The organism is Lacrimispora xylanisolvens (genome assembly GCF_002934545.1).
Classification (GTDB): Bacteria; Bacillota; Clostridia; order Lachnospirales; family Lachnospiraceae; genus Lacrimispora; species Lacrimispora xylanisolvens.
In genome coordinates this window covers 493384-518352 of sequence record NZ_PTJA01000004.1, presented here as the reverse complement: position 1 = coordinate 518352, position 24969 = coordinate 493384, and the positions used below count along the sequence as shown (strand labels likewise).

At 42.2% G+C, this 24969-nt stretch carries 25 protein-coding genes and 1 tRNA gene; 22 read left to right on the top strand and 4 right to left on the bottom strand.

Translation table 11 applies throughout. From position 1 onward, the window contains the following. The first annotated feature begins 496 nt into the window (after nt 1–496). The 5 genes from BXY41_RS10425 (at nt 497) to BXY41_RS27165 (ending at nt 2397) form a co-directional block, all read left to right on the top strand. On the top strand, nt 497–895 hold the full coding sequence (locus BXY41_RS10425) for a hypothetical protein (RefSeq protein ID WP_146088568.1): 399 nt from the start codon (nt 497–499) through the stop codon (nt 893–895). 189 nt (nt 896–1084) lie between these two features. Beyond that, a complete protein-coding gene (locus BXY41_RS10420; protein ID WP_104436758.1) occupies nt 1085–1270 on the top strand; it encodes a helix-turn-helix domain-containing protein in 186 nt (61 codons plus the stop codon). A 70-nt stretch (nt 1271–1340) separates the two neighbouring features. Continuing rightward, nucleotides 1341–1847 carry a tyrosine-type recombinase/integrase gene (locus BXY41_RS27170; RefSeq protein ID WP_242980149.1) on the top strand — a complete coding sequence of 169 codons (507 nt, stop codon included), beginning with the start codon at nt 1341–1343 and terminating at the stop codon, nt 1845–1847. A gap of 12 nt (nt 1848–1859) precedes the next feature. Further along, nucleotides 1860–2018, top strand: a complete 159-nt coding sequence (locus BXY41_RS27475) for a tyrosine-type recombinase/integrase (protein WP_432765509.1) — start codon at nt 1860–1862, stop codon at nt 2016–2018. A 46-nt stretch (nt 2019–2064) separates the two neighbouring features. Further along, entirely contained in the window at nt 2065–2397 is a 333-nt protein-coding gene (locus BXY41_RS27165; RefSeq protein WP_242980147.1) for a tyrosine-type recombinase/integrase, read from the top strand. A 192-nt stretch (nt 2398–2589) separates the two neighbouring features. On the opposite strand, the gene BXY41_RS10410 is transcribed toward BXY41_RS27165, so the two are convergent. Further along, nucleotides 2590–2661, bottom strand: a tRNA-Arg gene (locus BXY41_RS10410). Between the two features lie 112 nt (nt 2662–2773). Here BXY41_RS10410 and BXY41_RS10405 point away from each other — a divergent pair. From BXY41_RS10405 to BXY41_RS10340, 14 genes are all read left to right on the top strand, one after another. Then, a complete protein-coding gene (locus BXY41_RS10405; protein WP_104436757.1) occupies nt 2774–3577 on the top strand; it encodes a hypothetical protein in 804 nt (267 codons plus the stop codon). Nucleotides 3578–3639: 62 nt separating this feature from the next. Continuing rightward, entirely contained in the window at nt 3640–4692 is a 1053-nt protein-coding gene (gene queA / locus BXY41_RS10400) for a tRNA preQ1(34) S-adenosylmethionine ribosyltransferase-isomerase QueA (protein ID WP_104436756.1), read from the top strand. A 61-nt stretch (nt 4693–4753) separates the two neighbouring features. Next, a complete protein-coding gene (locus BXY41_RS10395; RefSeq protein WP_104436755.1) occupies nt 4754–5437 on the top strand; it encodes a redox-sensing transcriptional repressor Rex in 684 nt (227 codons plus the stop codon). Nucleotides 5438–5442: 5 nt separating this feature from the next. After that, nucleotides 5443–6351 (top strand): LysR family transcriptional regulator, encoded by a 909-nt coding sequence (locus BXY41_RS10390; protein WP_242980159.1) that lies wholly within the window; start codon nt 5443–5445, stop codon nt 6349–6351. A gap of 123 nt (nt 6352–6474) precedes the next feature. Further along, complete coding sequence (locus BXY41_RS10385; protein ID WP_104436753.1) at nt 6475–7665, top strand: iron-containing alcohol dehydrogenase; 1191 nt, start codon at nt 6475–6477, stop codon at nt 7663–7665. A 148-nt stretch (nt 7666–7813) separates the two neighbouring features. Beyond that, nucleotides 7814–8611: a sirohydrochlorin cobaltochelatase gene (locus BXY41_RS10380; protein WP_104436788.1), complete on the top strand. Its 798-nt coding sequence runs from the start codon at nt 7814–7816 to the stop codon at nt 8609–8611. Next, complete coding sequence (locus BXY41_RS10375) at nt 8608–9609, top strand: FAD:protein FMN transferase (RefSeq protein ID WP_104436752.1); 1002 nt, start codon at nt 8608–8610, stop codon at nt 9607–9609. Before BXY41_RS10380 ends, BXY41_RS10375 begins: the two co-directional genes overlap by 4 nt. A 68-nt stretch (nt 9610–9677) precedes the next feature. Continuing rightward, the gene (locus tag BXY41_RS10370; protein ID WP_104436751.1) at nt 9678–10112 is read left to right on the top strand and encodes a GtrA family protein; all 435 of its coding nucleotides are present in this window, start codon (nt 9678–9680) and stop codon (nt 10110–10112) included. Between the two features lie 5 nt (nt 10113–10117). Then, nucleotides 10118–12994 (top strand): YfhO family protein, encoded by a 2877-nt coding sequence (locus BXY41_RS10365; protein ID WP_104436750.1) that lies wholly within the window; start codon nt 10118–10120, stop codon nt 12992–12994. A 19-nt stretch (nt 12995–13013) separates the two neighbouring features. Continuing rightward, the gene (gene argH / locus BXY41_RS10360) at nt 13014–14387 is read left to right on the top strand and encodes an argininosuccinate lyase (RefSeq protein WP_104436749.1); all 1374 of its coding nucleotides are present in this window, start codon (nt 13014–13016) and stop codon (nt 14385–14387) included. 267 nt (nt 14388–14654) lie between these two features. Beyond that, complete coding sequence (locus BXY41_RS10355; protein ID WP_104436748.1) at nt 14655–15752, top strand: TRAP transporter substrate-binding protein; 1098 nt, start codon at nt 14655–14657, stop codon at nt 15750–15752. Nucleotides 15753–15821: 69 nt separating this feature from the next. Continuing rightward, the gene (locus BXY41_RS10350; protein WP_104436747.1) at nt 15822–16346 is read left to right on the top strand and encodes a TRAP transporter small permease; all 525 of its coding nucleotides are present in this window, start codon (nt 15822–15824) and stop codon (nt 16344–16346) included. Next, the gene (locus BXY41_RS10345; protein WP_104436746.1) at nt 16346–17638 is read left to right on the top strand and encodes a TRAP transporter large permease; all 1293 of its coding nucleotides are present in this window, start codon (nt 16346–16348) and stop codon (nt 17636–17638) included. The genes BXY41_RS10350 and BXY41_RS10345 overlap by 1 nt, the downstream gene beginning before the upstream one ends. A 66-nt stretch (nt 17639–17704) precedes the next feature. Next, on the top strand, nt 17705–18172 hold the full coding sequence (locus BXY41_RS10340; RefSeq protein ID WP_104436745.1) for a YcxB family protein: 468 nt from the start codon (nt 17705–17707) through the stop codon (nt 18170–18172). A gap of 22 nt (nt 18173–18194) precedes the next feature. Here BXY41_RS10340 and sdaAA read toward each other — a convergent pair whose 3' ends face one another. From sdaAA to BXY41_RS10325, 3 genes are read right to left on the bottom strand one after another with little or no spacing between them, the layout of a single operon-like run. After that, the gene (gene sdaAA, locus BXY41_RS10335) at nt 18195–19094 is read right to left on the bottom strand and encodes an L-serine ammonia-lyase, iron-sulfur-dependent, subunit alpha (protein ID WP_104436744.1); all 900 of its coding nucleotides are present in this window, start codon (nt 19092–19094) and stop codon (nt 18195–18197) included. A gap of 25 nt (nt 19095–19119) precedes the next feature. Further along, nucleotides 19120–19779 carry an L-serine ammonia-lyase, iron-sulfur-dependent subunit beta gene (sdaAB, locus tag BXY41_RS10330; RefSeq protein WP_104436743.1) on the bottom strand — a complete coding sequence of 220 codons (660 nt, stop codon included), beginning with the start codon at nt 19777–19779 and terminating at the stop codon, nt 19120–19122. A 33-nt stretch (nt 19780–19812) separates the two neighbouring features. After that, nucleotides 19813–20610, bottom strand: coding sequence for a histidinol-phosphatase HisJ family protein (locus BXY41_RS10325; RefSeq protein WP_104436742.1), 798 nt, complete (start codon nt 20608–20610; stop codon nt 19813–19815). Between the two features lie 222 nt (nt 20611–20832). Here BXY41_RS10325 and BXY41_RS10320 point away from each other — a divergent pair, with 222 nt between their 5' ends. The 3 genes from BXY41_RS10320 (at nt 20833) to BXY41_RS10310 (ending at nt 24962) form a co-directional block, all read left to right on the top strand. Then, a complete protein-coding gene (locus tag BXY41_RS10320) occupies nt 20833–22503 on the top strand; it encodes a Na/Pi cotransporter family protein (RefSeq protein ID WP_104436741.1) in 1671 nt (556 codons plus the stop codon). A gap of 128 nt (nt 22504–22631) precedes the next feature. Next, nucleotides 22632–23663 carry a type I glyceraldehyde-3-phosphate dehydrogenase gene (gap, locus tag BXY41_RS10315; RefSeq protein WP_104436740.1) on the top strand — a complete coding sequence of 344 codons (1032 nt, stop codon included), beginning with the start codon at nt 22632–22634 and terminating at the stop codon, nt 23661–23663. An 87-nt stretch (nt 23664–23750) separates the two neighbouring features. Further along, complete coding sequence (locus BXY41_RS10310) at nt 23751–24962, top strand: phosphoglycerate kinase (RefSeq protein ID WP_104436739.1); 1212 nt, start codon at nt 23751–23753, stop codon at nt 24960–24962. Nucleotides 24963–24969: the final 7 nt, after the last annotated feature.

Genomic DNA, 24969 nt, shown 5'->3' with positions numbered 1-24969 from the left:
TTCTGTGTGAAAAGTTTGTTAGAAACTTTTCAACTTTACACCATTATCTCAATTTTATGAGGAATCCAAAAGTAGACGGGTTATTTACCATTTACGGAAAGGAATAGAATATTATGCAAACACAGTCAGTAGAAAACATACAGAGTACCTCGCCTTACAGTTTCCCTTTTAAGGGAGCGACGGCGTATCGCCACCTCAAATATTAGTCAGTTCTCCACAGGGAAACAGTTTACCTATGACATCGCAAACATACGCTCTCTTACAGTATCACAGTTCTGTGACTTCGCAGTTTTGCGATTAAGTCATTACTCCCAATTCTGGGAACAGCATAAAATATACGATTAGTCAATATTGACTTGATTATCAGTGAGGTTCTATTGGAACCGAAGTGAAATTGTTTTACTTTAACTATCCTTAAGGGTGAGGGAAAGTTTTTCGGTTAAACAGGTTATTATAAAGAACAAGCGCACCATTTAGAGTTTTGAATAATGGGTATTTGTACGCCTCAAACGCAAACATAGCAGGAATTATAACCGCTACCTCCGGAACCATTGGCGGTTGGACGATTGACGGCAATAGTTTGGTTGGAACTAACGCTTCATATATTAAAGGTGGAAGGATTAATATTGGCAACGGATTCTTTTATGTGAGCGATTCAGAAATCTATATGGGAGATTTCTATATAACATATACTGATCGTGCTTTGTTTATGTCTACTGATCAATATTCCGGGATGTCTGCAAGTACCGCTTCGAATCGTTTTGCTTTATGGGGCGGGTACAATGGAGGAAACCCAACCGCCATAAATAACTATGTATTTACGGTTAGTGGTATTCAGGCTTATGCAAAGGAACTGACTATTACTGGAGACCATGGTGGGAAGGTTGGACTTTAACCCAGACTATGAAGCGGGCTTATGAGAGAATTGAGGCTTTAGAGGAAAGGGTTTCTAATTTGTAATACGCATAATAATTGACTAGTTTTATGGATAGTACTATTACTATAATATTATCTTAGAAGACAAAATCAGAGTCGGCTTATGTCGGCTCTTTTTATATTAAAAAGATAGACGAGGGGGAACCACATGGAAAAAGTATATTACAATAAATCAGATTTACAAGAGATTTTCGGATTTGGACGAGACAAGATGAAAAAGTTCCTGGAAAAAGGAATCTTACCAACAGTAAAGGTGAATAAGGATTATCTAATCACGAAAGACGAACTTGACGCATGGTTCAAGAAAAATGCTGGATGGGCTATTAATATATAACTGTTTTTGATAAAATAAGAGCATGGTCAAATTGATGACGATGCTCAATATTAAAGGAGGACTTGATATAATGAGCACATCAACAATTAATAATAGAAGAGGTAAAGGAGACGGCTTAATCGGAGAAAGAAGCGATGGCAGGTTTGAATATAGGTATGTTGCGGGTCGTAAGCCAAATGGAACGATTATATATAAATCTTTCTATGGTAAAAGCGAAAAAGAACTTAAACGTAAAATTAAGGAATATAATGAAGACCGGACAAAATATACTGTTAAAGTGGAAGCCACATCTTTCCATGATTATGCAGAATTTTGGATGCGAACAGTGAAATATCCCATATTAAAGCCAGTATCGTATGACCGATTGGAGCAGACATATAATGCAGTATGTAATTACATAGGTTGGATTCAATTGGGGAGTGTATCTACTGAGGATATACAAGCTATGATAAACGATTTATCCACAACTAAAGCATATTCCACAGTGGTAAAGACTAAAAAGACTGAGATTTTACCGGAAAATATAACTAAAAAAATGTATGTGTTTAATAATACATTACGGCAGAGTAATAATTAGTTCTTTAGACATATGCCAGTCCTGCTACTGATCTTGAATACTGGAATGCGAATAGGCGAAGCTTTAGGATTGGAATGGAGTGATATTGACTTTAAAAATAAAGCACTAAAAGTAAATAAAACTTTGACCAAGGCAAAAGAACGTGATAAAAAAGGATCTGTTGTAGGATGATATTACGAAAACTGAATCAGGAAATCGAATTATACCATTAAATGATATGGCTATATCTCTGTTAAAGCAGATACAAGATTACAATGCGCGTAAAAAGATAAAGACTGATTATGTGGCTTGCACATCAAATGGAGGTTATTTGTCAGAAAGGAATATATTAAGAACATTCAAAAGTGTTCTTGGTGTGGTGGGGGCAGAAGATTATACGATACACGCGCTAAAGCATACATTTGCTTCAAGATTACTAAAAGCAGGAACGGAGATAAGCGTTGTTAGCAAACTCTTAGGACACGCAGATATTAACACCACATACAGCACTTATATCCATGTTTTGAACGATCAAATAACAGATGTTATGACTGGTATTTCAAAGATATAAAGGCACATTTTTGACCACTTATCTGACCATAAAACCGACCACTTATTTACCACTTATATTTCAGAGAAAATAAGAAAAAACCAGTTAAAAATAGTAAAATCTGGGAATCTGGTAAGAATGATAAAATCAGATAAATATGAGAAACCCCGTAAAATCAAGGTTTCAGAGAATTATTTCCGGGCAAAAAAATAGTGCATCTGATAGGAATCGAACCTACGCACGCGGCTCCGGAGGCCACTGCTCTATCCACTGAGCTACAGATGCATCTTTTACATTCTACTATAGATTGTTTTAAAGCGCAAGAGTTATTTGTTGATTTTTGGCTGTTTTTTTGTTAGAATAGAGAGGAGATTGTTTCTCCAGGAGGTCAGGTCTAATGAAGGACTTATTAGGAAAATGGAATGGGCTGAAAGCGGAAACCAGACGGTTTTTGAAGTTTCTCGCCATACCATTGGTTGCAGTAATACTGATCATGGTGGTGGTTGTTTTGGACAAAGCCGGACAGCCCGCGAATGAGCCGGAAACGGTCTCTGCCAAGGCGGAGAGTACATCACCGCAAAGCGATGAAAATCAGCCGCAGAAGGTAAAAGTTGCACTGCAGAAGGATGCGGTGCCCGAATTGAATGATTTGATGAAGTCATACTTTAACGCCAGAAAGAGCTGCGACAAGGACGCACTTTCTAAAGCTTATGGCGGTAAAACCGGGGAAGAGAGTTTGGATCAGCTGGCTTCCAGAATGGAAGAAGAGGTAAAGTTCTATCAGAGTTTTGAAAATCTGGAATGCTTTTCTACACCTGGAATTGCAGATGGTGACTATGTGGTTTATGCCAGATTTGATGTGAAATTCCGTCAGGCAGAGACCATGGCTCCAAGCCTGATCGTCTGTTATGCAAAGACCGCATCGGATGGAAGCTGCTACCTGGTTGCAGATAACAGCAAAGAAGAGTCTGAATTTATGCAGGAAGTAAACCAGTCTGATGAAGTGCAAAAGATGGCGAAAGAGGTAAACGAAGGTCTTGAGAAGGCTTTAAAGTCCGATGAGAATCTTCTGGCAGTTTATAACACTTTGAAAAAAGGGGAAGAAGAGCCGGAAGCTGCTGCAGAAACTACGGGGGAATCAGCCAGTGAGTCATCTGGTGAACCTGCCAGTGAATCAGCCAGCCAGTCGAACAATAATTAAAACAGATGCTTCTCTGCGTGGCACCGTGCAGAGGAGCATTTTTGATAAAGGAGAGTAGTTTTATGAACGTCAGAGATTTTTATTTTGATTTACCTCAGGAGCTGATTGCACAGGATCCCTTAGAGGACCGGTCGGCTTCCAGACTGCTGGTTCTGGACAAGCATACGGGAGAGATCGAACACAGACATTTTAAAGATATACTGGATTATTTAAAAAAGGGAGACTGTCTGGTTATTAACGATACCAAGGTAATTCCGGCAAGGCTGTTCGGCGTGAAAGAAGGCACTGAGGCTAAGATCGAGATTCTTCTATTAAAAAGAAGAGAGAATGATATCTGGGAAACACTTGTGAAACCGGGAAAGAAAGCAAAAGTCGGAACTGTTATTTCATTTGGAGAGGGACTTTTAAAAGGAACTGTGATTGATGTGGTGGAAGAAGGAAACCGTCTCATTCAGTTTTCTTATGAAGGGATTTTTGAAGAGATTCTGGATCAGCTTGGCCAGATGCCCCTGCCACCCTATATTACCCACCAGCTTCAGGATAAAAACCGGTATCAGACTGTTTATGCCAAGAATGAAGGATCTGCTGCCGCACCAACTGCAGGTCTCCATTTTACAAAAGAATTATTAAAGAAGATACAGGAAAAAGGAGTGGAGATTGCCCATGTCACACTTCATGTGGGACTTGGAACATTCCGTCCGGTTAAGGTAGATGAGATAGAAGCTCATCACATGCATTCTGAATTCTATATTGTGGAAGAAGAGGAAGCAAAAAAGGTTAATGATGCCAAACGAAATGGGGGGAGGATCGTCTGTGTAGGAACCACAAGCTGCAGAACCGTGGAATCTGCATCAACGGAGGACGGTATATTAAAGGCAGGAAGCGGATGGACTGAAATATTTATTTATCCGGGTTATCATTTTAAGATACTGGATTGTCTGATTACCAATTTCCATTTGCCTGAATCCACCTTAATTATGCTGGTATCTGCACTTGCCGGTAGAGATCATGTACTTCATGCATATGAAGAAGCAGTTCGGGAGAGATACCGTTTCTTCAGCTTTGGCGATGCCATGTTTCTGACTGACCGGAAGGATCAGGGCACAGTTAATTAAAATAGTGACAAAAGGGTCGCCGGTATCTGTTATTTGTTAAATCAGACTGGGGGAAGATTTTATGGAAGAAAAGAGACATATGGTAGGAGGAATATCCAGAAAATCGCTGGAGCGCCTTCCCGTTTATCATCATTATCTGGAAAAGAAAAGCAGCGATGGATTAGAAACCATTTCCGCACCCGCCATTGCTTTGGATCTTCAGTTAAATGAGGTTCAGGTCCGAAAAGATCTGGCATTAGTAGCCAAAACAGCAGGAAAGCCAAAGATGGGATATGTAATTAAGGAATTAATTGCAGATATGGAGGAATTTCTGGGATTTCATAACACCAATCAGGCAGCACTGGTAGGGGTGGGATATCTGGGAAAAGCACTGCTTTCCTATAAAGGCTTTGAACAGTACGGTGTTGAAATTGTTATGGCTTTTGATGCTGACGGAAGAAAGGTGAATACCAGAATCGGCGGAAAGATGGTGCTTTCCATGGATAAACTGGAGAACCTTTGTCAGCGTATGAATATACACATAGGGATTATTACTGTTCCTGCTGAATATGCCCAGGGGGTCTGCGACAGGCTGGTGGCAGGCGGAGTGAAGGCCATCTGGAATTTTGCTCCGGTTCATCTGACTGTACCGCCCCATATTCTGGTTCAAAATGAGAACATGGCAGTTTCGCTTGCAGCACTGTCAAAGTATCTGTATGAAGTGGAAAAGAACGGTTGGCAGGAGACAAAGGAGGAAGATGATTGAATACCGTGCTATTGCAGTATGCGGTTGAAGTGGAAAAGACCGGCTCCATTACACAGGCAGCAGCTAATTTATACATGGATCAGCCGAATCTCAGCAAGGCGATCAAGACTCTGGAAGAAAGCCTTGGGGCACCTATCTTTAAACGGACTTCCAAAGGAGTTGTGCCCACTGCCAGAGGGAGGATCTTTTTAGAACATGCCAGAAATGTTCTGATTCAGATCGATGAAATGGAACATCTGTATAAAACAGGAGATGGAAACGGTGTGGAGTTTTCTCTATCCATGCCCAGAGCCAGTTATATCAGCACAGCATTTTCCGGTTTTATAAAAGAAATGGGCTCTGAATCCATGATGAACGTATGGCTTCGGGAGACCAATTCCACAGATACCATCAGGGATGTGGAGACAGGAGAGTACAATCTTGGTATCATCCGGTATCCGGTTGCTTCTGAAAAGTATTATGCAAGGGAGACCGCTGCAAAGGGGCTGATTATGGAATCTGTTTTTGAGTATTCTTTAAGGATCCTGATTTCAAATGCCCATCCTCTTGCAGAAAAGAGCGTGATAGAAGCCGAGGATTTAATGAATTTTATTGAGATTGCCCATGGAGATGCTGTTTCCAGCAAAAACGACGATATTGGAGGGGGAATGAAATATCCCAAGTCCCCAAAGCGAATTTATGTATATGAACGGGGCAGCCAGTTTCAGCTTTTGTGTGACAATCAATTGACCTATATGTGGGTATCTCCCATGCCGGAAGAGCTGCTAAAGCAGTATCAGCTGGTGGAAAAACAATGCGTGAAGAAGAAACGTTTCAGGGATTCAATCATTTGCCGGAAGGGGTATTCACTTACCGGCTGGGATAAGAAATTTCTTGAACAGTTAAGCTGTGTAAAGGAAAAACTGGCAGAATAAGAATGTTAAATATATATCAGTATTTATATACTGATATATATTTTTTTACCTTTGTAATTCCTCTCTGTTTGAACTACAATTATCTCATAGAAACGACAGGAATTTCACAAGGAGGGTTTTACAATGGCTAGATTTACATTACCCAGAGACCTTTATCATGGAAAAGGCTCCCTGGAGGAAATAAAAAACTTAAAGGGAAAGAAAGCAATTGTTGTCGTAGGCGGCGGCTCTATGAAGCGTTTTGGCTTTCTTGACAGAGTGGAAGCATATTTAAAAGAAGCTGGATTAGAAGTAAAACTGTTTGAAGGGGTAGAGCCTGATCCCAGCGTTGAAACCGTAATGAAGGGTGCCCAGATGATGCGGGAGTTCGAACCGGACTGGATCGTTGCAATCGGCGGCGGATCACCTATTGATGCGGCTAAAGCAATGTGGGCATTTTATGAATACCCGGATACAACTTTTGAGGATTTATGCATTCCTTTTAATTTCCCGACTTTAAGAACAAAAGCACAGTTCTGCGCCATTCCTTCTACTTCCGGTACTGCTACCGAAGTTACGGCATTCAGCGTTATTACCGATTATCACAAGGGCATCAAGTATCCCCTTGCTGACTTTAATATAACACCCGATGTGGCAATTGTTGACCCGGATCTTGCTGAGACCATGCCTAAAAAGCTGACAGCTCATACCGGTATGGATGCAATTACCCATGCAATGGAAGCATATGTTTCCACACTTCACTGCGATTATACCGATCCTCTTGCGCTTCATGCGATCAAGATGATACATAATGATTTAATTGATTCCTATAACGGAGATATGGCTGCACGTGACCGTATGCATAATGCACAGTGTCTTGCAGGTATGGCATTTTCCAATGCACTCCTTGGAATCGTTCATTCCATGGCTCATAAAACAGGAGCTGCTTATTCTGGCGGACACATTGTGCATGGCTGTGCCAATGCGATGTATCTTCCGAAAGTTATTAAGTTTAATGCCAAAGACGCAGAGGCAGCAAAGCGTTATGGTGAGATTGCCCGTTTCATTGGTTTAGAGGGCAATACAGATGAAGAGCTGGTTGATGCATTAATTGCTGAGATCCGTTCCATGAACAAGGAGCTGGATATTCCTACCTGTATTAAGGAATACGAAGGCGGAATCATTGACGAAGCAGAGTTCAATGATAAATTAGCGGCAGTAGCTGAGTTAGCAGTTGGTGATGCATGCACCGGCTCCAACCCACGGGCAATTACCCCGGCAGAGATGGAGAAGCTGTTAACCTGTTGTTACTATGATAAAGAGGTAGATTTTTAAGATAATCTCCTATAAAATGTATGCAATGTGCACCACAGGCGCAGAACCGTTTGGTTCTGCGCCTGTAGTGCGTAAAAAGGAATTTGACAGCAAAAATCATCTGTGATATGGTAGTCAGGAAAATGATTAGAAAGTGTGGACCAGAAAGATGAAACAGGCATTACTCGTAGTGAGCTTTGGGACAAGTTATAACGAAAGCAGAAGCAAGACCATAGAAGCCATTGAACAGGCTGTAGCAGCTGAATTTCCTGCTTATGAATTAAGACGGGCTTTTACCAGTCGGATCATTATAGATATATTAAGAAAACGGGACAATATTATGATTGACGGAGTAGAAGAAGCCATGGAAAAGCTGGCAGCAGAAGGCTTTAACCGGGTGCTGATCCAACCCACTCTTGTAATGGGAGGAGAAGAATATGACTGTATCGTCAATGCTGTAAAAAAACAGGAAGATTCGTTTGACCAGTTGATAATTGGTGCACCCCTTCTTTCTTCTGAGGAAGATTATTTAAAACTGACTGAGATCCTGACGGAAGATACAAAGGAATATGATAGGGAGGGGACGGAGATTGTGTTTATGGGTCATGGTTCCGAACATGAAGCCAATGCCGCCTATGACCGCCTGGCTGGAATTTTAAAAAAACAGGGATATACCAGGTATCATGTGGGAACGGTAGAAGCAGAACCTTCCATTGATGATGTAATAGAAGCATTAAACGGGAAACAGTCAAAACGAGCCGTTCTTCAGCCCATGATGATTGTATGCGGAGATCATGCTCACAATGATATGGCCGGGAAAGACAGTGATTCGTGGAAAAGCCGGCTGGAAGCAGATGGATATGAGGTGATCTGCCGGTTGAAAGGAATGGGGGAAATTGAAGGGGTACGCCGGATGTTTGTGGAACACGCAAGGGAAGCCGGTAAAAAATTGGAGGATCAGGAATGAAAAAAGGAAAAGCAGCAGTTTTGGCAGTCTGCCTGGCAGTCAGTCTTCTTACCGGATGTCATAGAAAAATAGAGCCGATCAGTAAATCTGGATTTTTGTTAAATACATTTGTAACAGTTACCCTTTATGATAACGATGATCCTAAAATATTAAAGGAATGCCTGGATCTGTGCCGTTCCTATGAAAATATTTTCAGTAAAACCATTGAAAGCAGTGAAGTTTATAAAATCAATCACAGACCGGCACAGGAAACGTCTGTGAAGCTGTCACCGGATATGGCTGCCCTGCTTTCCAAAGGGCTTTATTATTCCAAAATATCCAATGGTGATTTTGATATTACCATCGAACCGTTATCTTCCTTATGGGACTTTACAGCTTCAAATCCCGTTATTCCCCCTTCGGATGAAATCAGTGCAGCGGTGAAGAAAGTGGGTTATCAGAATTTAAAGCTTGAAGATGATACCCTCACCTTCTTATCACCGGATACTTCCCTGGACTTCGGGGCAATTGCGAAGGGCTATATAGCAGACCGCATGAAAGATTATCTACTGGAGCAGGGAGTGAAAAGTGCAGTAATTAATCTGGGTGGAAATGTACTCTGTGTGGGGAAGAAACCAGATGGAAGCCCTTTTAAGATTGGACTGCAAAAGCCCTATGCAGACAGAAATGAGACCATTGAAACATTGAATATAGAAGATATGTCTGTGGTATCCTCCGGAGTTTATGAGCGTCATTTTGAAAAAGACGGGGTGAACTACCATCATATTTTGAATCCCAGAGATGGCTATCCCTATGAGAACGGGCTGGTTTCCGTCACCATTCTTTCAAAGCTTTCCGTTGATGGTGATGCATTATCCACCACCTGCTTTTCCGAGGGACTGGAAAAGGGAATGGAGCTGTTAAATTCCATGGATGATGTTTATGGCGTTTTTATAACCGAGGATGGCAAGGTACACTACACAGAGGGCGCAAAAGACTTTCTGGTAACGTCCCCTTAGATTCCCTTTACAATTTCCGATGCCTATAATACAATAGAGGAAATGTGTTTTACAGGAGAACAGCTATTATGATTAAAAAAATATGGGACAAGGTTATGAACCGGGAGGTCATATCCTATTTGGTATTTGGTGTCCTTACCACGGTAGTCAACTGGATTGTTTATGTTGGAATGGTGAAAGCCGGAGTCGACTATCGGATCAGTACTGCAGCAGCCTGGCTGGTTTCTGTGCTGTTTGCATTTGGTGTTAATAAAATCTTTGTATTTCAAAGCTATGATCTGCATCTGGGATTTGTGGTGAAGGAGATGATTTCCTTTACTGCATGCAGGGCTGCATCAGGTGTCATGGAAATGGTTCTTATGGTGATAATGGTTTCCTGGCTCAATATGGATGAATATGTAAGCAAAATACTGGTGTCCATCGTTGTTGTGATTGTAAATTATGTATTCAGTAAGCTTTTCATATTCCGAAAGAGTGAGGTTCCCCCTTGTAAAGAGAGGTAAGTAAAATGGAACGCGATGACGATATTGAAAAGATTTCAAAGGAATTAGAGGATATTCTAAAGATGACATCAGATGAAAAAAAAGATAAAACACCAGACATCCAGAAGAAAACGGATGACAGACAGGATACAGGTTTTTTGGGGGACGTGGGAGAAGAACAACCGGATTATGATTCAATGCCTGTCATAAGGCTGGAGGTTCCGGTAGAAGGAATGGAAGAACTTTATGATTTTAATGATTCCGATGAAGACGGTGAATCTTATCCCGCTGACGAATATGTAATGACAGAGGAAGACGGAGAGGAAGAAATCGGGGAAGAAATCGGGGAAGAAGAACCATTTGAAGAAGAGCACCAGGAGGTCTTACGTTCCTTTCGGAAAAAAGAGCATAGAAGCGGAAGTCTGGTAAAGGACTCTGACGGTCTGATTGCCGCCTTTTTTGTGCCTGTGATTATCATGATCATTATATTTGCCCAGAGAGGGATTTTTCCCTTTGGAGAAGAAAGCTTTTTAAGAACGGATATGTATCATCAGTATGCGCCTTTCTTCTCTGAGTTCCAGTATAAGCTGACCCATGGAGGCAGCCTGTTATACAGCTGGGATATTGGTATGGGAGTTAATTTTGCAGCTCTTTATTCCTATTATCTGGCAAGCCCCTTAAACTGGCTGATTGTTCTCTGCCCGAAAAAATTTATCATTGAATTTATGACCTATATGATTGTCGTAAAGATTGGATTAAGCGGCCTTGCTTTTTCCTGGTATTTACGCAGGCATTTTAAGACAGTTGATTTTGGAATCGCTTTCTTTGGGATTTTTTATGCATTATCCGGGTATATGGCAGCGTATAGCTGGAATATTATGTGGCTGGACTGTATTCTTTTGTTCCCGCTTATTATGCTTGGATTAGAAAAACTGGTTCAGGAAAAGAAATGCATTCTTTACTGCATTACACTTGGGTTATCAATTTTATCGAATTATTACATATCGATTATGATATGTATTTTTATGGTCTTCTATTTTCTGGCTCTTCTGATTCTGGAAGGAAGAAAACCATGGAAAGAGGTTTTGATAAACGGGGTTCATTTTGCAGTGTATTCCCTTCTTGCAGGAGGATTGGCCGCAGTAGTACTGCTGCCTGAAATCTATGCCATGAAGATGACGGCCTCTGGAGATATTAACTTTCCCCAGACATTCAGCTCTTATTTTTCCATCTTTGATATGATTGCAAGACATTTGCCTGCAGTGGAAACAGAAATCGGTCTGGATCACTGGCCGAATATTTACTGCGGTGTGGCAATTCTTATATTTTTCCTTTTGTATCTTGGATGCAGGAAGATCCGGCAGAAGGATAAGATTGTCATGTGCTCCCTTTTATTGTTTTTTTATGCCAGCTTCTCCATTAATGTATTTAATTTTATCTGGCATGGATTTCACTATCCAAACAGCCTTCCCTGCAGGCAGTCCTTTATCTATATTTTTCTCATACTGACAGCAGGATATCATGCTTATATCTATTTGCATGAAATACCATGGAAACATGTTGTAACAGCCTTCTTTGCCACTGTTATCTTTGTGATAATGGCTCAGAAGCTGATTACAGACGATGCCTTCCATTTTTCTATTTTTTATGTTGCCATTATTTTTCTGGCAGTTTATACAGGGCTGATCAGCCTTTATCAGAGAGGAATCAACCGGAATGTGCTTGTTTTACTGGCTCTTGGTGTGGTCGCTTTAGAGGCGGCAGTCAATACTACGGTTACAAGTGTTACAACTACAAGCCGTACAAGCTATGTAAAAGATAATAAGGCCTCCATTGATTTAACAGAAGGCCTGCTGCCGAACCCGGATTTTTACAGGGTGGAAAAGGTCACAAGAAAAACCAAGAACGATGGAGCATGGATGAATTTCCCGTCTGTATCCCTGTTTTCGTCTACTGCCAACGCGGATCTGTCTAAATTTTTCAAAAAACTTGGCTGTGAAAGCTCAACCAATGCCTACAGTATAACAGGCAGTACTCCTCTGGTAGACGCACTTTTTGCTGTGAAATATGCCCTTTACTCAGAAGAAGCGGGAGAAAACCAAGTATCCTCTCTTGTTTCCGTTCAGGATGACATGCAGCTGTGGAAGAACAATTATGCACTCTCCTTAGGCTTTATGATGCCATATGATGTGGAGAATAACTGGCAGCTGGAGCTGACTAATCCGGCTGAGGTTCAAAATGATTTATCGGTGGTATTGGGTGCAAGTCCGGTGCTTTCAGAAGTACCCAGTGAAGTAAAGGGAAAGAGCTTTACGTTCACACCTGATACAGATGGTGATTACTATGTTTTTGTCAGCAATAAAAAGGTTGAAAAAGTCGCTGCACTTCTGGGCGAAAAGACAAAAAACTTTGATAATGTAAGCCGTGGATATTTACTGGAACTTGGGTATTTAAAATCTGGAGAAGAGGTTACACTTCGAAATGATGACAATGATCAGGATTTAATAGCAAGTGCTTACCGTTTTGTTCCCGAAGGCCTGGAATCTGTTTATCAGGTATTAAATAAGAATTCACTTAAGCTTACAAAATGGACCGATACCCAGATTAAGGGAACGGTTGATGCTGAAAAGGCAGGACTTTTGTATTTAAGCATTCCTTTTGACAAGGGCTGGTCTGTAAAGATCGACGGGAAGGAAGCAGAACCCTATAAAATCTTTGATACGTTTTTAAGCGTTCATATGACTGCCGGAACTCATGAAGTTTCCCTTGAATATATGCCGGAAGGCTTAAAGGCCGGAGGAATGATTACCGGAGGAAGTATCCTGATACTTCTGGTGCTGACAGGTCTGGCAGCAGGAAAGAACAAAAAACGCAAACCCATGCGGACTCATACAACTAACTAAGGAAAGAGGAGAACTAATTATGAAACTATGGGGCGGTCGCTTCACCAAGGAAACCAATCAGCTGGTTCACAATTTTAATGCATCCCTGTCTTTTGACCAGAAGTTTTATCATCAGGACATCGAGGGAAGCATTGCCCACGTTACAATGCTGGCAAAACAGGGAATTATCAGTGAAGAGGACCGGGATAAAATTATCCATGGTCTGAAAGGAATCTGTGCCGATTTGGAAAGCGGAGCTCTTACAATCACGGCGGAGCATGAAGATATCCACTCCTTTGTGGAAGCAAATTTAACGGAACGGATCGGAGAAGCAGGAAAGCGTCTCCATACGGGAAGAAGCAGAAATGATCAGGTGGCTCTGGATATGAAACTGTACACCAGAGATGAAATCGATGAACTTACCGCCCTTGTAAAGGGGCTTTTAAAGGAACTTCTGGCTTTAATGGAGAAAAATCTGGATACCTATATGCCTGGATTTACCCATTTGCAGAAAGCCCAGCCAATTACCCTGGCTCATCATGCTGGTGCATATTTTGAGATGTTTGACCGGGACTATTCCCGCCTTTTGGATATCAGAAAGAGAATGAACTACTGTCCTCTGGGCTCCGGAGCTTTGGCAGGAACCACCTATCCTCTGGACCGTGAATACACCGCAAAGCTTCTTGGCTTTGATGGACCTACGTTAAACAGCATGGACTCGGTTGCAGACAGAGATTACTTAATTGAACTTTTAAGCGCCTTATCAACCATCTCCATGCATTTAAGCAGGTTCTGTGAGGAAATTATCATATGGAATACCAATGAGTACCGTTTTGTTGAAATTGATGATTCCTACAGTACGGGAAGCAGCATAATGCCTCAGAAAAAGAATCCGGATATTGCAGAGCTGATCCGAGGAAAGACAGGACGGGTTTATGGAGCACTTATTTCCATTCTGACTACCATGAAGGGAATTCCTCTTGCTTATAATAAGGACATGCAGGAGGATAAGGAACTGACTTTTGATGCCATTGATACAGTAAAAGGCTGTCTGGCTCTTTTTACAGGAATGATTTCCTCCATGTCCTTCCGTAAGGATGTGATGGAGGTCAGCGCAAAGAATGGTTTTACCAACGCTACCGATGCCGCAGATTATCTGGTAAACCACGGAGTTCCTTTCCGTGATGCCCATGGAATCGTGGGTCAGCTGGTTCTTTTCTGCATAGAGAAGGGAATCGCTCTGGATGATATGACTCTGGAAGAATACAAAGCCATCAGCCCTGTTTTTGAAGATGATATTTACGATGCAATCAGCTTAAAGACCTGTGTGGAAAAGAGAATGACCATCGGAGCTCCAGGCCAGGAGGCAATGAAAAAGGTGATTGAGATTTATAAAAGAAAGATTGAAGAATAAGTAAAAAGTGATGAAGATCCGTACATGAGGTACGGATCTTTTTTTGGATGAAATGTTAAATGAAAGGCTGCAAAATCAAAAACAATGTTAATACTACATAAAGAAAAATGTGTTTCCTGTAAAAAAGATGTTAAAATAATACTAGGATTCGCAATTATTTACCGTGGTTCTATGACTTTTTGTATGTTAGAATAATTTCGCTGGGGGGTCATGAGACAACAATATGGATCCCAACAGGCGAGGAAATTTAAAAGGAGGGGTATTAACATGAAAAAAAGAGGACTGAGTGCTTTGCTGTTAGCTGCAATTGCAGCCTTATCATTGACAGCATGCGGCGGTACTGCAAAGACGAATACCGCAGCTAAGGGAACCACTGCAGCGGCCACTACTGCGGCGGCAGGCGAGACAACCAAAGGAGGAGAATCCAAAGAGGCTTCTTCCACAGATCCACAGGTAACACTTGTATATGCAGAAGTAAATCCATTAGACACAATTGTAGGCAAAACGGACCAGGCGTTTAAAGATAAAGTAGAGGAGCTGTCTGGCGGATCCATTAAAATCGATTTACAGGCCAGCGGGGTTCTGGGAGCAGAAAATGATGTTCTTGATAACATGCTTGGAGGAGCCGGAACCATTGATATGTCACGTATCTCAGCTTTCGCTCTTACCAGCTATGGTGCAAATAAGTCAAAACTGTTATCCATTCCATATACATTTGCAGGACGTGATCATTACTGGAAATTTGTAAACAGTGAACTTGCTCCTGAGTTTTTAATGGAGCCTCACGATATTGGATTAGGGGTAAGAGGTTTATTCTACGGTGAAGAGGGCTTCCGCCATTTCTTCTCAAAGAAACCAATTAACAGTATTGATGATGTGAAAGGTTTAAAAATCCGTGTTTCCAGTGATCCGGTTATGACAGGAATGGTAAGTGCATTAGGCGCAAACGCGACTGTTGTAAGCATGAATGAGCTTTATTCCGCTCTTCAGACCGGTGTTGTTGATGCAGCAGAGCAGCCCATTGCCAACTATAAGGGAAACGCATTCCAGGAAGTTGCTCCTAATTTAATTCTTGACGGACATACACTTGGTGCCATTCAGGTTATTATAACAGATTCAACCTGGGATAAATTAACTGAAAATCAGCAGAAAGCCATGACAGAAGCTGCAAAGTATGCATCTGAATTTAATCAGAAACTTTCTCAGGATAATGAGAAGGAAGTGTTAGACGGTTTAAAAGCTGCTGGCGTAAATGTAGTTGAAGTAAATGACATTACACCATGGCAGGAAGCCTGTAAAGATGTAATTGCTGAAAACACAAAGGATAATGCAGAATTATATCAGAAGATTCTTGATATGAAATAATCAGTGTTGACAAGTGGGGCACAGAAAATGACAGCTTTCTGTGCCCTCACTATTAGAAAGGGGTTCTTTATGCCAGAAATTTTCAAAACAATTGACAAGGTAAAACCGGCTTATGATATTGTTTATAAGATTGTTTTGTTTATATGTAAGATACTTTTGATTGGAGATGTTTTAATAACCACGATGTCGGTGGCTGGAAGATATATCTCCTTTATCCCTGACCCGGCATGGAGTGAAGAGATTGTTTTAACATTTATGTGTTATATGGCGGTATTGTCCGCAGCTCTTGCCATTCGCAGAGGATCTCATATCCGTATGACCGCGCTGGATACCTATCTGCCCAAAAATCTGATCAAGGCTCTTGATATTCTGGCAGATTTATCCATTCTCGCACTTGCATTTATCATGCTGACTGTTGGCTGGAAATATGCTCATGGGATTGGCTCAAAAGGCTTTTATACCAGTATGCCACGGCTTTCACGGTTCTGGATGTACTTCCCGGTTCCATTGGCAGGCGGTGCCATGATTGTTTTTGAACTGGAAGCTTTATACAATGATATCAAATGTCTTTTTGAAAAGGAGGAAAATCTGTAATGGGCGGTAATATTGCAATCCTGGTTTTACTGGGAAGTTTCTTTCTTATGGTTTTCCTTCGGTTTCCCATTGCTTATGCAGTGGCTTTATCAGCAGTGTTGTGTCTGCTTTCCCAGGGAAGCGGTCTGGCAGTAATCTGCCAGCAGATGGTAAAAGGAATCAGTTCTTTCAGCCTGATGGCGGTTCCATTCTTTATTACCATGGGCGTTCTCATGGGATCCGGCGGTATCTCTGAAAAGCTGATCGCTCTGGCAAATGCCTGTGTAGGCTGGATGCGCGGGGGAATGGCAATGGTAAATATTGTTGCTTCCTATTTCTTTGGTGGCATCTCCGGTTCCGCAGCAGCTGATACAGCTTCTCTGGGCTCCATCCTCATCCCTATGATGGTGGATCAGGGGTACGACGATGATTTTTCAACAGCCGTTACAATTACCTCTTCCTGCGAGGGACTCTTAGTACCTCCAAGCCATAATATGGTTATTTATGCCACGACTGCCGGCGGTATATCAGTCGGAAGCCTGTTCCTTGCCGGATATATACCAGGAGCGCTTCTGGCAATTTCTCTTATGGTTGGATCCTACATAATTTCAGTGAAAAGAAATTATCCAAAGGGAGATAAATTCAGCATGAAGAATCTGGTAAAGCAGCTGGGTATCTCTTTCTGGGCTCTTGCAGCCGTACTGATTGTTGTTTTCGGAGTAGTAGGCGGTGTATTTACCGCAACAGAATCTGCAGCGATTGCAGTAATTTACAGCCTCATAGTCAGCGTCTTTATTTACAAGGGTTTGGACTGGAAAGGTGTCTGGAATGTAATGGAAGAATGTGTCAATACACTTGCCATCGTTCTCATTCTTATTTCAACTTCCAATGTATTTGGATATTGCCTGACTTCACTTCATGTACCGGATATGGCTGCACATGCAATTACTGGTGTAACGTCTAATCCCATTGCACTCGCTTTGCTTTTAAACCTGATTCTTCTGATACTTGGCTGTATCATGGATATGTCACCGATTATTTTAATAGCAACACCTATTCTGCTTCCAATTGCAACCTCCATTGGAATCGATCCGGTTCAATTTGGTATTATTATGGTACTTAACTGCGGTATTGGTCTTTTAACACCACCGGTTGGTGCGGTATTGTTTATTGGTTCAGCGGTAGCAAAGCTTCCAATGGAAAAGGTGGTAAAAGCGACCCTGCCATTTTATCTTTGCATGATTATCACCCTTTTGATAATCACGTTTGTACCGGCAGCCAGTCTCTGGTTACCGTCCTTATTTGCAAAATGATAAGTACGTATGAAATCAGGCATGCTATTTTCAATGCCTGATTTCTGTTATGGGAGGTAATGAATTATGAAATACCAGTATACTTACAAAAATACAGGCATGGATATCTGGCAGCTGTCCATGTATTATATTTACGGATCAATGGTAGGGGTATGCAATCTGATTTTTACGGCTGCGATTCTTACTCTTACCATTGTCAGATGGGAAGCTTCTGGAAATTTCTTCCGGATTTGTGCCGTGTTGGGCTGCTGCCTTTTTCCTGTCATTCAGCCTCTTGCAGTTTATGGGAAGGCAAAAAAACAGGCATCCGCCAGTCAGGATATCAAAATTGGGTTTGATGATACGGGAATATATGTGGGCGAGGGGGAGGGAGCGCAGGAAATAAGCTGGAACAAAATCAGGAGAATTGGGAAAAAGCCTTCCATGATCCTGGTATTTTTAAATTCCACTCATGGTTTTGTTCTGCCAGACCGCATATTAAAGGAAGAGAAAAATGACTTCTATGCATTTCTCTCTTCCAAAATGAAGAAATGATATCAGATATAAAGTTGTAAGATCATTCTCCGCTGCAGGCTTCCGGACCAAAAATCTGTCTGCACAGGCGGCAGCCGGTAGGGGTGGCAGCAAGCCCTCCTTCGGCTGTTTCTTTTAAAGAGGTGGACATGAGCTGTCCCACCTGTCGCATGGCGAGAATTACTTCATCTGCAGGAATCACGCTTTTGATCCCTGCACAGGCAAGCTCGGATGCGGTAAAGGCATTGGCAACACCCATGGCATTTCGCTTGATGCAGGGAACTTCCACCAGCCCGGCAACGGGATCGCACACAAGACCCATGGTGTTTTTTAACGCAATGGCACAGCTGTCGGATACCATCTGGGGTGTACCGTCAAAAATCTCTGTCAGAGCAGCGGCAGCCATGGCAGAAGCGGAACCAACCTCTGCCTGGCAGCCGCCTTCCGCTCCGGCAATACTTGCGCATTTGGCAATGACCATACCTATGGCAGAAGCGGTGAACAACGACATGACAATATCACGCTTTGGGAGATCGTATTCATCCATAACCGAAATCAGGGCTGCGGGAATTACCCCGCAGGATCCGGCAGTTGGAGCGGCAACAATTTTTCCCATGCAGGAATTAAATTCTGTAACCGCCAGTGCCATGCTGATGGCATTGCCAAGAAGGTGGCCATAATGGTTTTTCCCTTCATCTACGGCTTTTTTCAGCTTTGCGGCAGAACCTCCGGAAAGACCGCTGGGAGAGCGGAGTGTTTCGTCCAGTCCGCTTATTACAGACTGTCGCATCACGTCAAAACTGCTTTCCATAGTTGCATAGACTTCTTCTATGGTTGATTCCATATCTCCGGCCTGCTGCTCTAAAACGATTTCAGAAATTTTTTTTTGGCTGGAAGAAGCGGCCTCAACCAGCTCTTCCACCGTATTATATTTTAGTTTCATTGTATTCTCCAGTCGATTGATTCTTTCAGCCCAGTTTTAAAAGAATGGTATTGTATACATGAGGAAGAAGCCGGATCTCAGACACCAAAGAAGGGTCCACATCGGAATCCATCTCAATTGTCATAATTGCAATTCCTCCTTTTTCCTGGCGGTTTAACCGGAAATTGCAGATGTTGGCGTTGCCGGCAGCAACCAGATTTGTGACCTGGGCGATGATACCGGGAACATCCTGATGCATGACAATTAATGTGGTATTCTGGCCGGTAAAATATACTTCCATGTCATTGATTTTGGTTATTATAATATTGCCGCCTCCAATGGAAGCACCCTGGACGGAAATTGTAGTACCGCCTGATCCGGTAAGCGTCACTAAAGCTGTATTTGGATGGGCATTTTCAATGGTACCAGTATGAATGTCTACGCAAATGCCCTGCAATTGGGCCGTTTCAAGGCTGGTCCTGATTCCTGGGTCCCAGGGATCATATTTTAAGATACCGCCTACAATGGCTTTATCGGTTCCATGGCCTTTGTAGGTTTTAGCGAAGGAACCGTGAAATAATATATCCGCTTTTGCTACCGGTTCTCCAAGAAGGAGCGCAGCAGTTTTTCCAATGCGGGCGGCTCCGGCTGTGTGGGAGCTGGAAGGTCCGATCATGACAGGCCCGACGATGTCAAATACATTCATGTTAGTTCTCCAATCCGTGTTGTCTTAGATGTATCACAGTGGTTTAAATTCCGGTTTTCTTCTGCTGAATTCTGTATAATAGGAAAATCCGCATCGTTTCAGAAGCTCTCTTGCTGTCTGAAAATCTGCACCTAAATCTTCTGGTATGTGGGCATCCGATCCCACCGTAATAATCTCGCCGCCCAGTTCCCGGTAACGTTTGATAATATCTCCGGATGGATTAGACTGACCGATTCCCTTTCTGTAACCTGCGGTGTTCAGTTCAATTCCTTTTCCCATTTCAATTACAGTCTTTAATATCTCATCAATAATATCCTGATATGCATGGTAGTTGTAATAAGCTGCTTTATTTGGACCATATCGGACGATGTAGTCAATATGTCCTGCAGCATCATAAGCGTCTTTCAGTTTTACGTTATCCAGTGTCGCCTCAAAATACTGAAGATAAGCTTCTTCTTCCGTCCTACCCTCAAAAAATTCAGGATAGGCAGCATCCTTGCGGTTAATGAAGTGAGTGGATCCAATTACATAATCAAAATCATAGCGTTTCAGCAGCTGGTCATAGTACTGTTTTAAATGGGGCTGCAGTCCCAGCTCAATTCCGATGCGAAGGTCGATTCGTTCCTTGTATTCTTCCCGAAGCTGACACATGGTGTTAAAATAAATTTCCGGGTCTAAGGTAAAATCGATGGGGGAATCTACGTCATAGTCGTGGTGATCCGTCACACACAGGGAATCCATATGAAGCGCAATGGCACGTTCAATCTGGCTTCTGACTGGTGTGGTGGAATCCCCTGAAAATTCTGTGTGAAAATGATAGTCTGGCAGCATTGGAGTCTCCTTTTCGAAAAATTACATTTATTATAAACAAACATTACCGGAAATGCAATCTGCCCAAACGACTGTTTTACACAAATTTAACCACAATTTTACATAAATTTTAAAAACCATTGATTAATGAAATCTTTCTATGGTATTATTTTAAACGGCGCAGATAAATGCATGGTCAGATATCTGTAGAAAAAAATACATATTGGTTACAAGGAGGTAATAATGTCGGTTAATGACATATCGAGTTTGTTTGGATTCATGGGAGGGCTGGGACTGTTTTTGTACGGCATGAATACCATGGCAGACGGCATGCAGAAAAGTGCAGGCAGCCGTATGAGTCAGTTTCTGGGAATGCTGACAAACAACCGCTTTATGGCAGTACTTCTGGGAGCAGTGATTACGGCTATTATCCAGAGCAGCGGTGCAACTACGGTTATGGTAGTTGGTTTTGTAAGTGCAGGAGTTTTAAATCTGACTCAGGCTGTGGGTGTAATCATGGGTGCAAACATCGGAACAACCATTACAGCATGGATTGTTTCCATGAATCAGCTGGGAGATGCATATTCTATATTACAACCTTCATTTTGTGCTCCCCTTCTTGTGGGAATCGGAGCGGTTCTTCTTTTATTTGTGAAAAAGCAAAAGACCAGAACCATTGGTGAAATACTGGTGGGACTTGGAATGCTGTTTATAGGACTTGATTTCATGTCCGGTGCAATATCACCTTATACAGATGCGCCCATATTTTCGGAAGCATTCCGTATCCTGGGAAATAATCCGATCCTTGGTATGATAATCGGAGCGCTGGTAACAGCTCTCTTACAGAGTTCTTCGGCTTCCGTTGGTATTTTACAAACCCTTGCAATGAATGGAGTGGTTACCACCAACGCTGCTATTTTTATTACACTGGGCCAGAACATTGGTTCCTGTGTGACTGCATTGATCTCAAGTATCGGCAGTTCCAGGACTGCAAAGCGGGCTGCCGCGATCCATCTTTCCTTTAATGTCATTGGGGCTGTCATATTTGGAATTGCATCTTTTCTTATATTTATAGCGATGCCAAATATTGCAGACCACAACATTACAGCAGTGCAGATTTCTATTTTCCACACCGTATTTAACTTAACCAATACCTGCATTCTGTTTCCCTTTGCAAATCAGCTGGTGAAGTTGTCTGGTATGCTGGTACCGGAGGAGAAAAAGGGACCGGAAGAATCCGGTGATCAGGAAAGTGAAACCATGAAGCATCTGGACGAACGAATTTTTGAATCGCCTGCATTTGCAGTGGAGACCGCTGCCATGGAAGTGGTACATATGGGACAGATCGCCATGGAGAATGTGCAGCTGGCCATCGATGCGGTTATTTCTAAAAATGTCAATAAAGCAAAAGACGTGTATAAAACCGAAAAGACGATTAATAATATGGAAAAGATGCTGACGGAATATCTGGTCAAAATCAACAATCTGTCTTTGACAGAGGAGCAGAAAATAATAGTCAACAACCTGTTTTACAGTATCAACGATATTGAGCGTGTCGGTGACCATGCAGAAAATCTGGCGGAACAGGCGGAATATATGGCGGAGCATGAAGTGGCATTTTCTGAAACCGGAATATCCGACCTTAAGGTGATCTGTCAGACGGCTTTTCAGTCGTTCTCCCATTCCATTGATGCAAGGAGAAGAGGAGATATGGATGAGGTTCGTAAGGTGATTAAGTATGAAGATGAGGTAGATGCCCTGGAGGAGGAGCTAAGGGAAAAACACATCGAACGTCTCTCCACCGGAGAGTGCAGCACCGCCGCAGGCGTGGTATTTTTAGACCTGATCAGCAACCTGGAACGCATTTCCGATCATGCTTACAATCTTGCCGGATATGTCAAGAATGAAATGTAAAATAATTGTGAGGAATTGATAAAAATAAAAAAAGGACTTGCTATTTACTGGAATATTAGGTAGAATAAACGGTAGTTGATTAATATTTAACGATCACTTTTAATTTTATTCTTAGGAGGAATTGAATTATGGCAGTAAAAGTAGCGATTAACGGTTTCGGACGTATTGGCCGTCTTGCTTTCAGACAGATGTTTGGTGCAGAAGGCTATGAAGTAGTAGCAATCAACGATTTAACAGATCCAAAGATGTTAGCACATTTATTAAAATATGATACAGCTCAGGGCGGATACGCTGGATTTTATGGTGAGAATGTTCACACAGTAGAAGCTTCTGAAGATTCTATTACAGTTGATGGAAAGACCATCAGAATTTACGCAGAAAAAGATGCTAAAAATCTTCCTTGGGGAGAAATCGGCGTAGACGTAGTACTTGAGTGTACTGGTTTCTACTGCTCAAAAGCTCTTTCTCAGGCTCATATCGATGCAGGCGCTAAGAAAGTAGTTATTTCTGCTCCAGCAGGCAACGATCTGCCAACCGTTGTTTTCAGCGTAAACGAGAATGTATTAACAGCAGATGACAAGATCATCTCCGCTGCTTCCTGTACAACAAACTGTCTTGCTCCTATGGCAAAGGCATTAAATGATTATGCTCCCATCCAGTCTGGTATCATGAGCACCATTCACGCTTACACAGGTGATCAGATGATCCTTGACGGACCTCACAGAAAAGGTGATTTAAGAAGAGCAAGAGCTGGTGCAGCTAACATCGTACCAAACTCTACCGGTGCTGCAAAAGCAATCGGTCTTGTTATTCCTGAATTAAACGGCAAGTTAATCGGTTCCGCACAGCGTGTTCCGGTTCCTACAGGTTCTACCACTATCTTAACAGCAGTTGTTAAGGGTGCTGAAGTAACCAAAGACGGAATCAATGCAGCTATGAAGGCAGCAGCAAGCCAGTCTTTCGGATACAACACAGATGAGATCGTATCTTCTGACGTAATCGGTATGAGATTTGGTTCTTTATTCGATGCAACTCAGACTATGGTTTCCAAGATCGGTGATGATTTATATCAGGTACAGGTTGTTTCCTGGTATGATAACGAGAATTCCTATACAAGCCAGATGGTTCGTACAATTAAGTACTTCGCTGAATTAGGCTAAAGATCCACGAAGGGTCCGGTCGGAAAGGACCGGGCCTTTTGTTTTTTTATGATGTTGTAAAACATAATCTGAAAGGAGCACAATAAGATGCTTAATAAAAAAACAGTTGACGATTTAACCGGATTAAAGGGTAAGAAAGTACTTGTAAGATGTGATTTTAACGTACCGTTAAAGGAAGGCGTGATTCAGAACTTTAACCGTATTGACGGAGCAATCCCTACCATTAAAAAACTGCTTGATCAGGGCGCTAAAGTTATTTTATGCTCCCATCTGGGAAAACCAAAGGGCGAGCCGCTTCCAGAGTTATCTTTAGCACCAGTTGCTCCTGCTTTAAGCGAGCGTCTTGGCGTAGAAGTTAAATTCGTAAATGATCCGAAGGTAACCGGCCCTGAGACACTGAAAGTGGCTGAGGAATTAAAGGATGGAGAAGTTCTTCTTCTTGAAAATACCCGTTACAGAGTGGAAGAGACCAAATACGGCAAAGACGAAGCTGCAGAAGAGTATGCAAAAGAGCTTGCTTCTCTTTGTGATGGAATCTTTGTAAACGATGCTTTTGGTACTGCTCACAGAGCTCACTGCTCCAACGTAGGTGTTACCAAATATACATCTGAGAATGTGGTTGGATACTTAATGGAAAAAGAAATTAAGTTCCTGGGACAGGCAGTTGAGAATCCGGTACGTCCTTTTGTGGCTATCCTGGGTGGTGCAAAGGTTTCCGATAAGATTAACGTAATCAACAACCTTCTTGACAAGGTTGACACCTTAATTATCGGCGGCGGTATGGCTTATACCTTTGCTAAGGCTCAGGGCAAAGAGATCGGAAATTCCTTATGTGAGGAAGATAAGCTTGACTATGCATTAGAGATGATCAAAAAGGCAGAGGAGAAAGGCGTGAAGCTTCTTCTTCCTATCGATAATGTGATTGGTAAAGAATTCTCCAATGATACAGAGCGCAAAGTGGTAGAAACCATTGAAGCCGGCTGGTCAGGATTTGATATCGGACCTAAAACCATTGAACTGTTTAAGGAAGCATTAAAAGGCGCTAAGACCGTTGTTTGGAACGGACCGATGGGCGTATTTGAATTCTCTAACTTTGCAGAGGGTACCTTGGAAATCTGCCGTGCAGTTGCAGAGCTTAGCGATGCTACCACAGTTATCGGCGGCGGAGATTCTGTAAATGCAGTAAAGAGACTTGGTTTTGCTGATAAGATGACCCACATCTCTACTGGTGGCGGAGCATCCTTAGAGTTCCTGGAAGGCAAAGAACTGCCAGGCGTTGCAGCAGCAGATAATAAATAACGGAAGG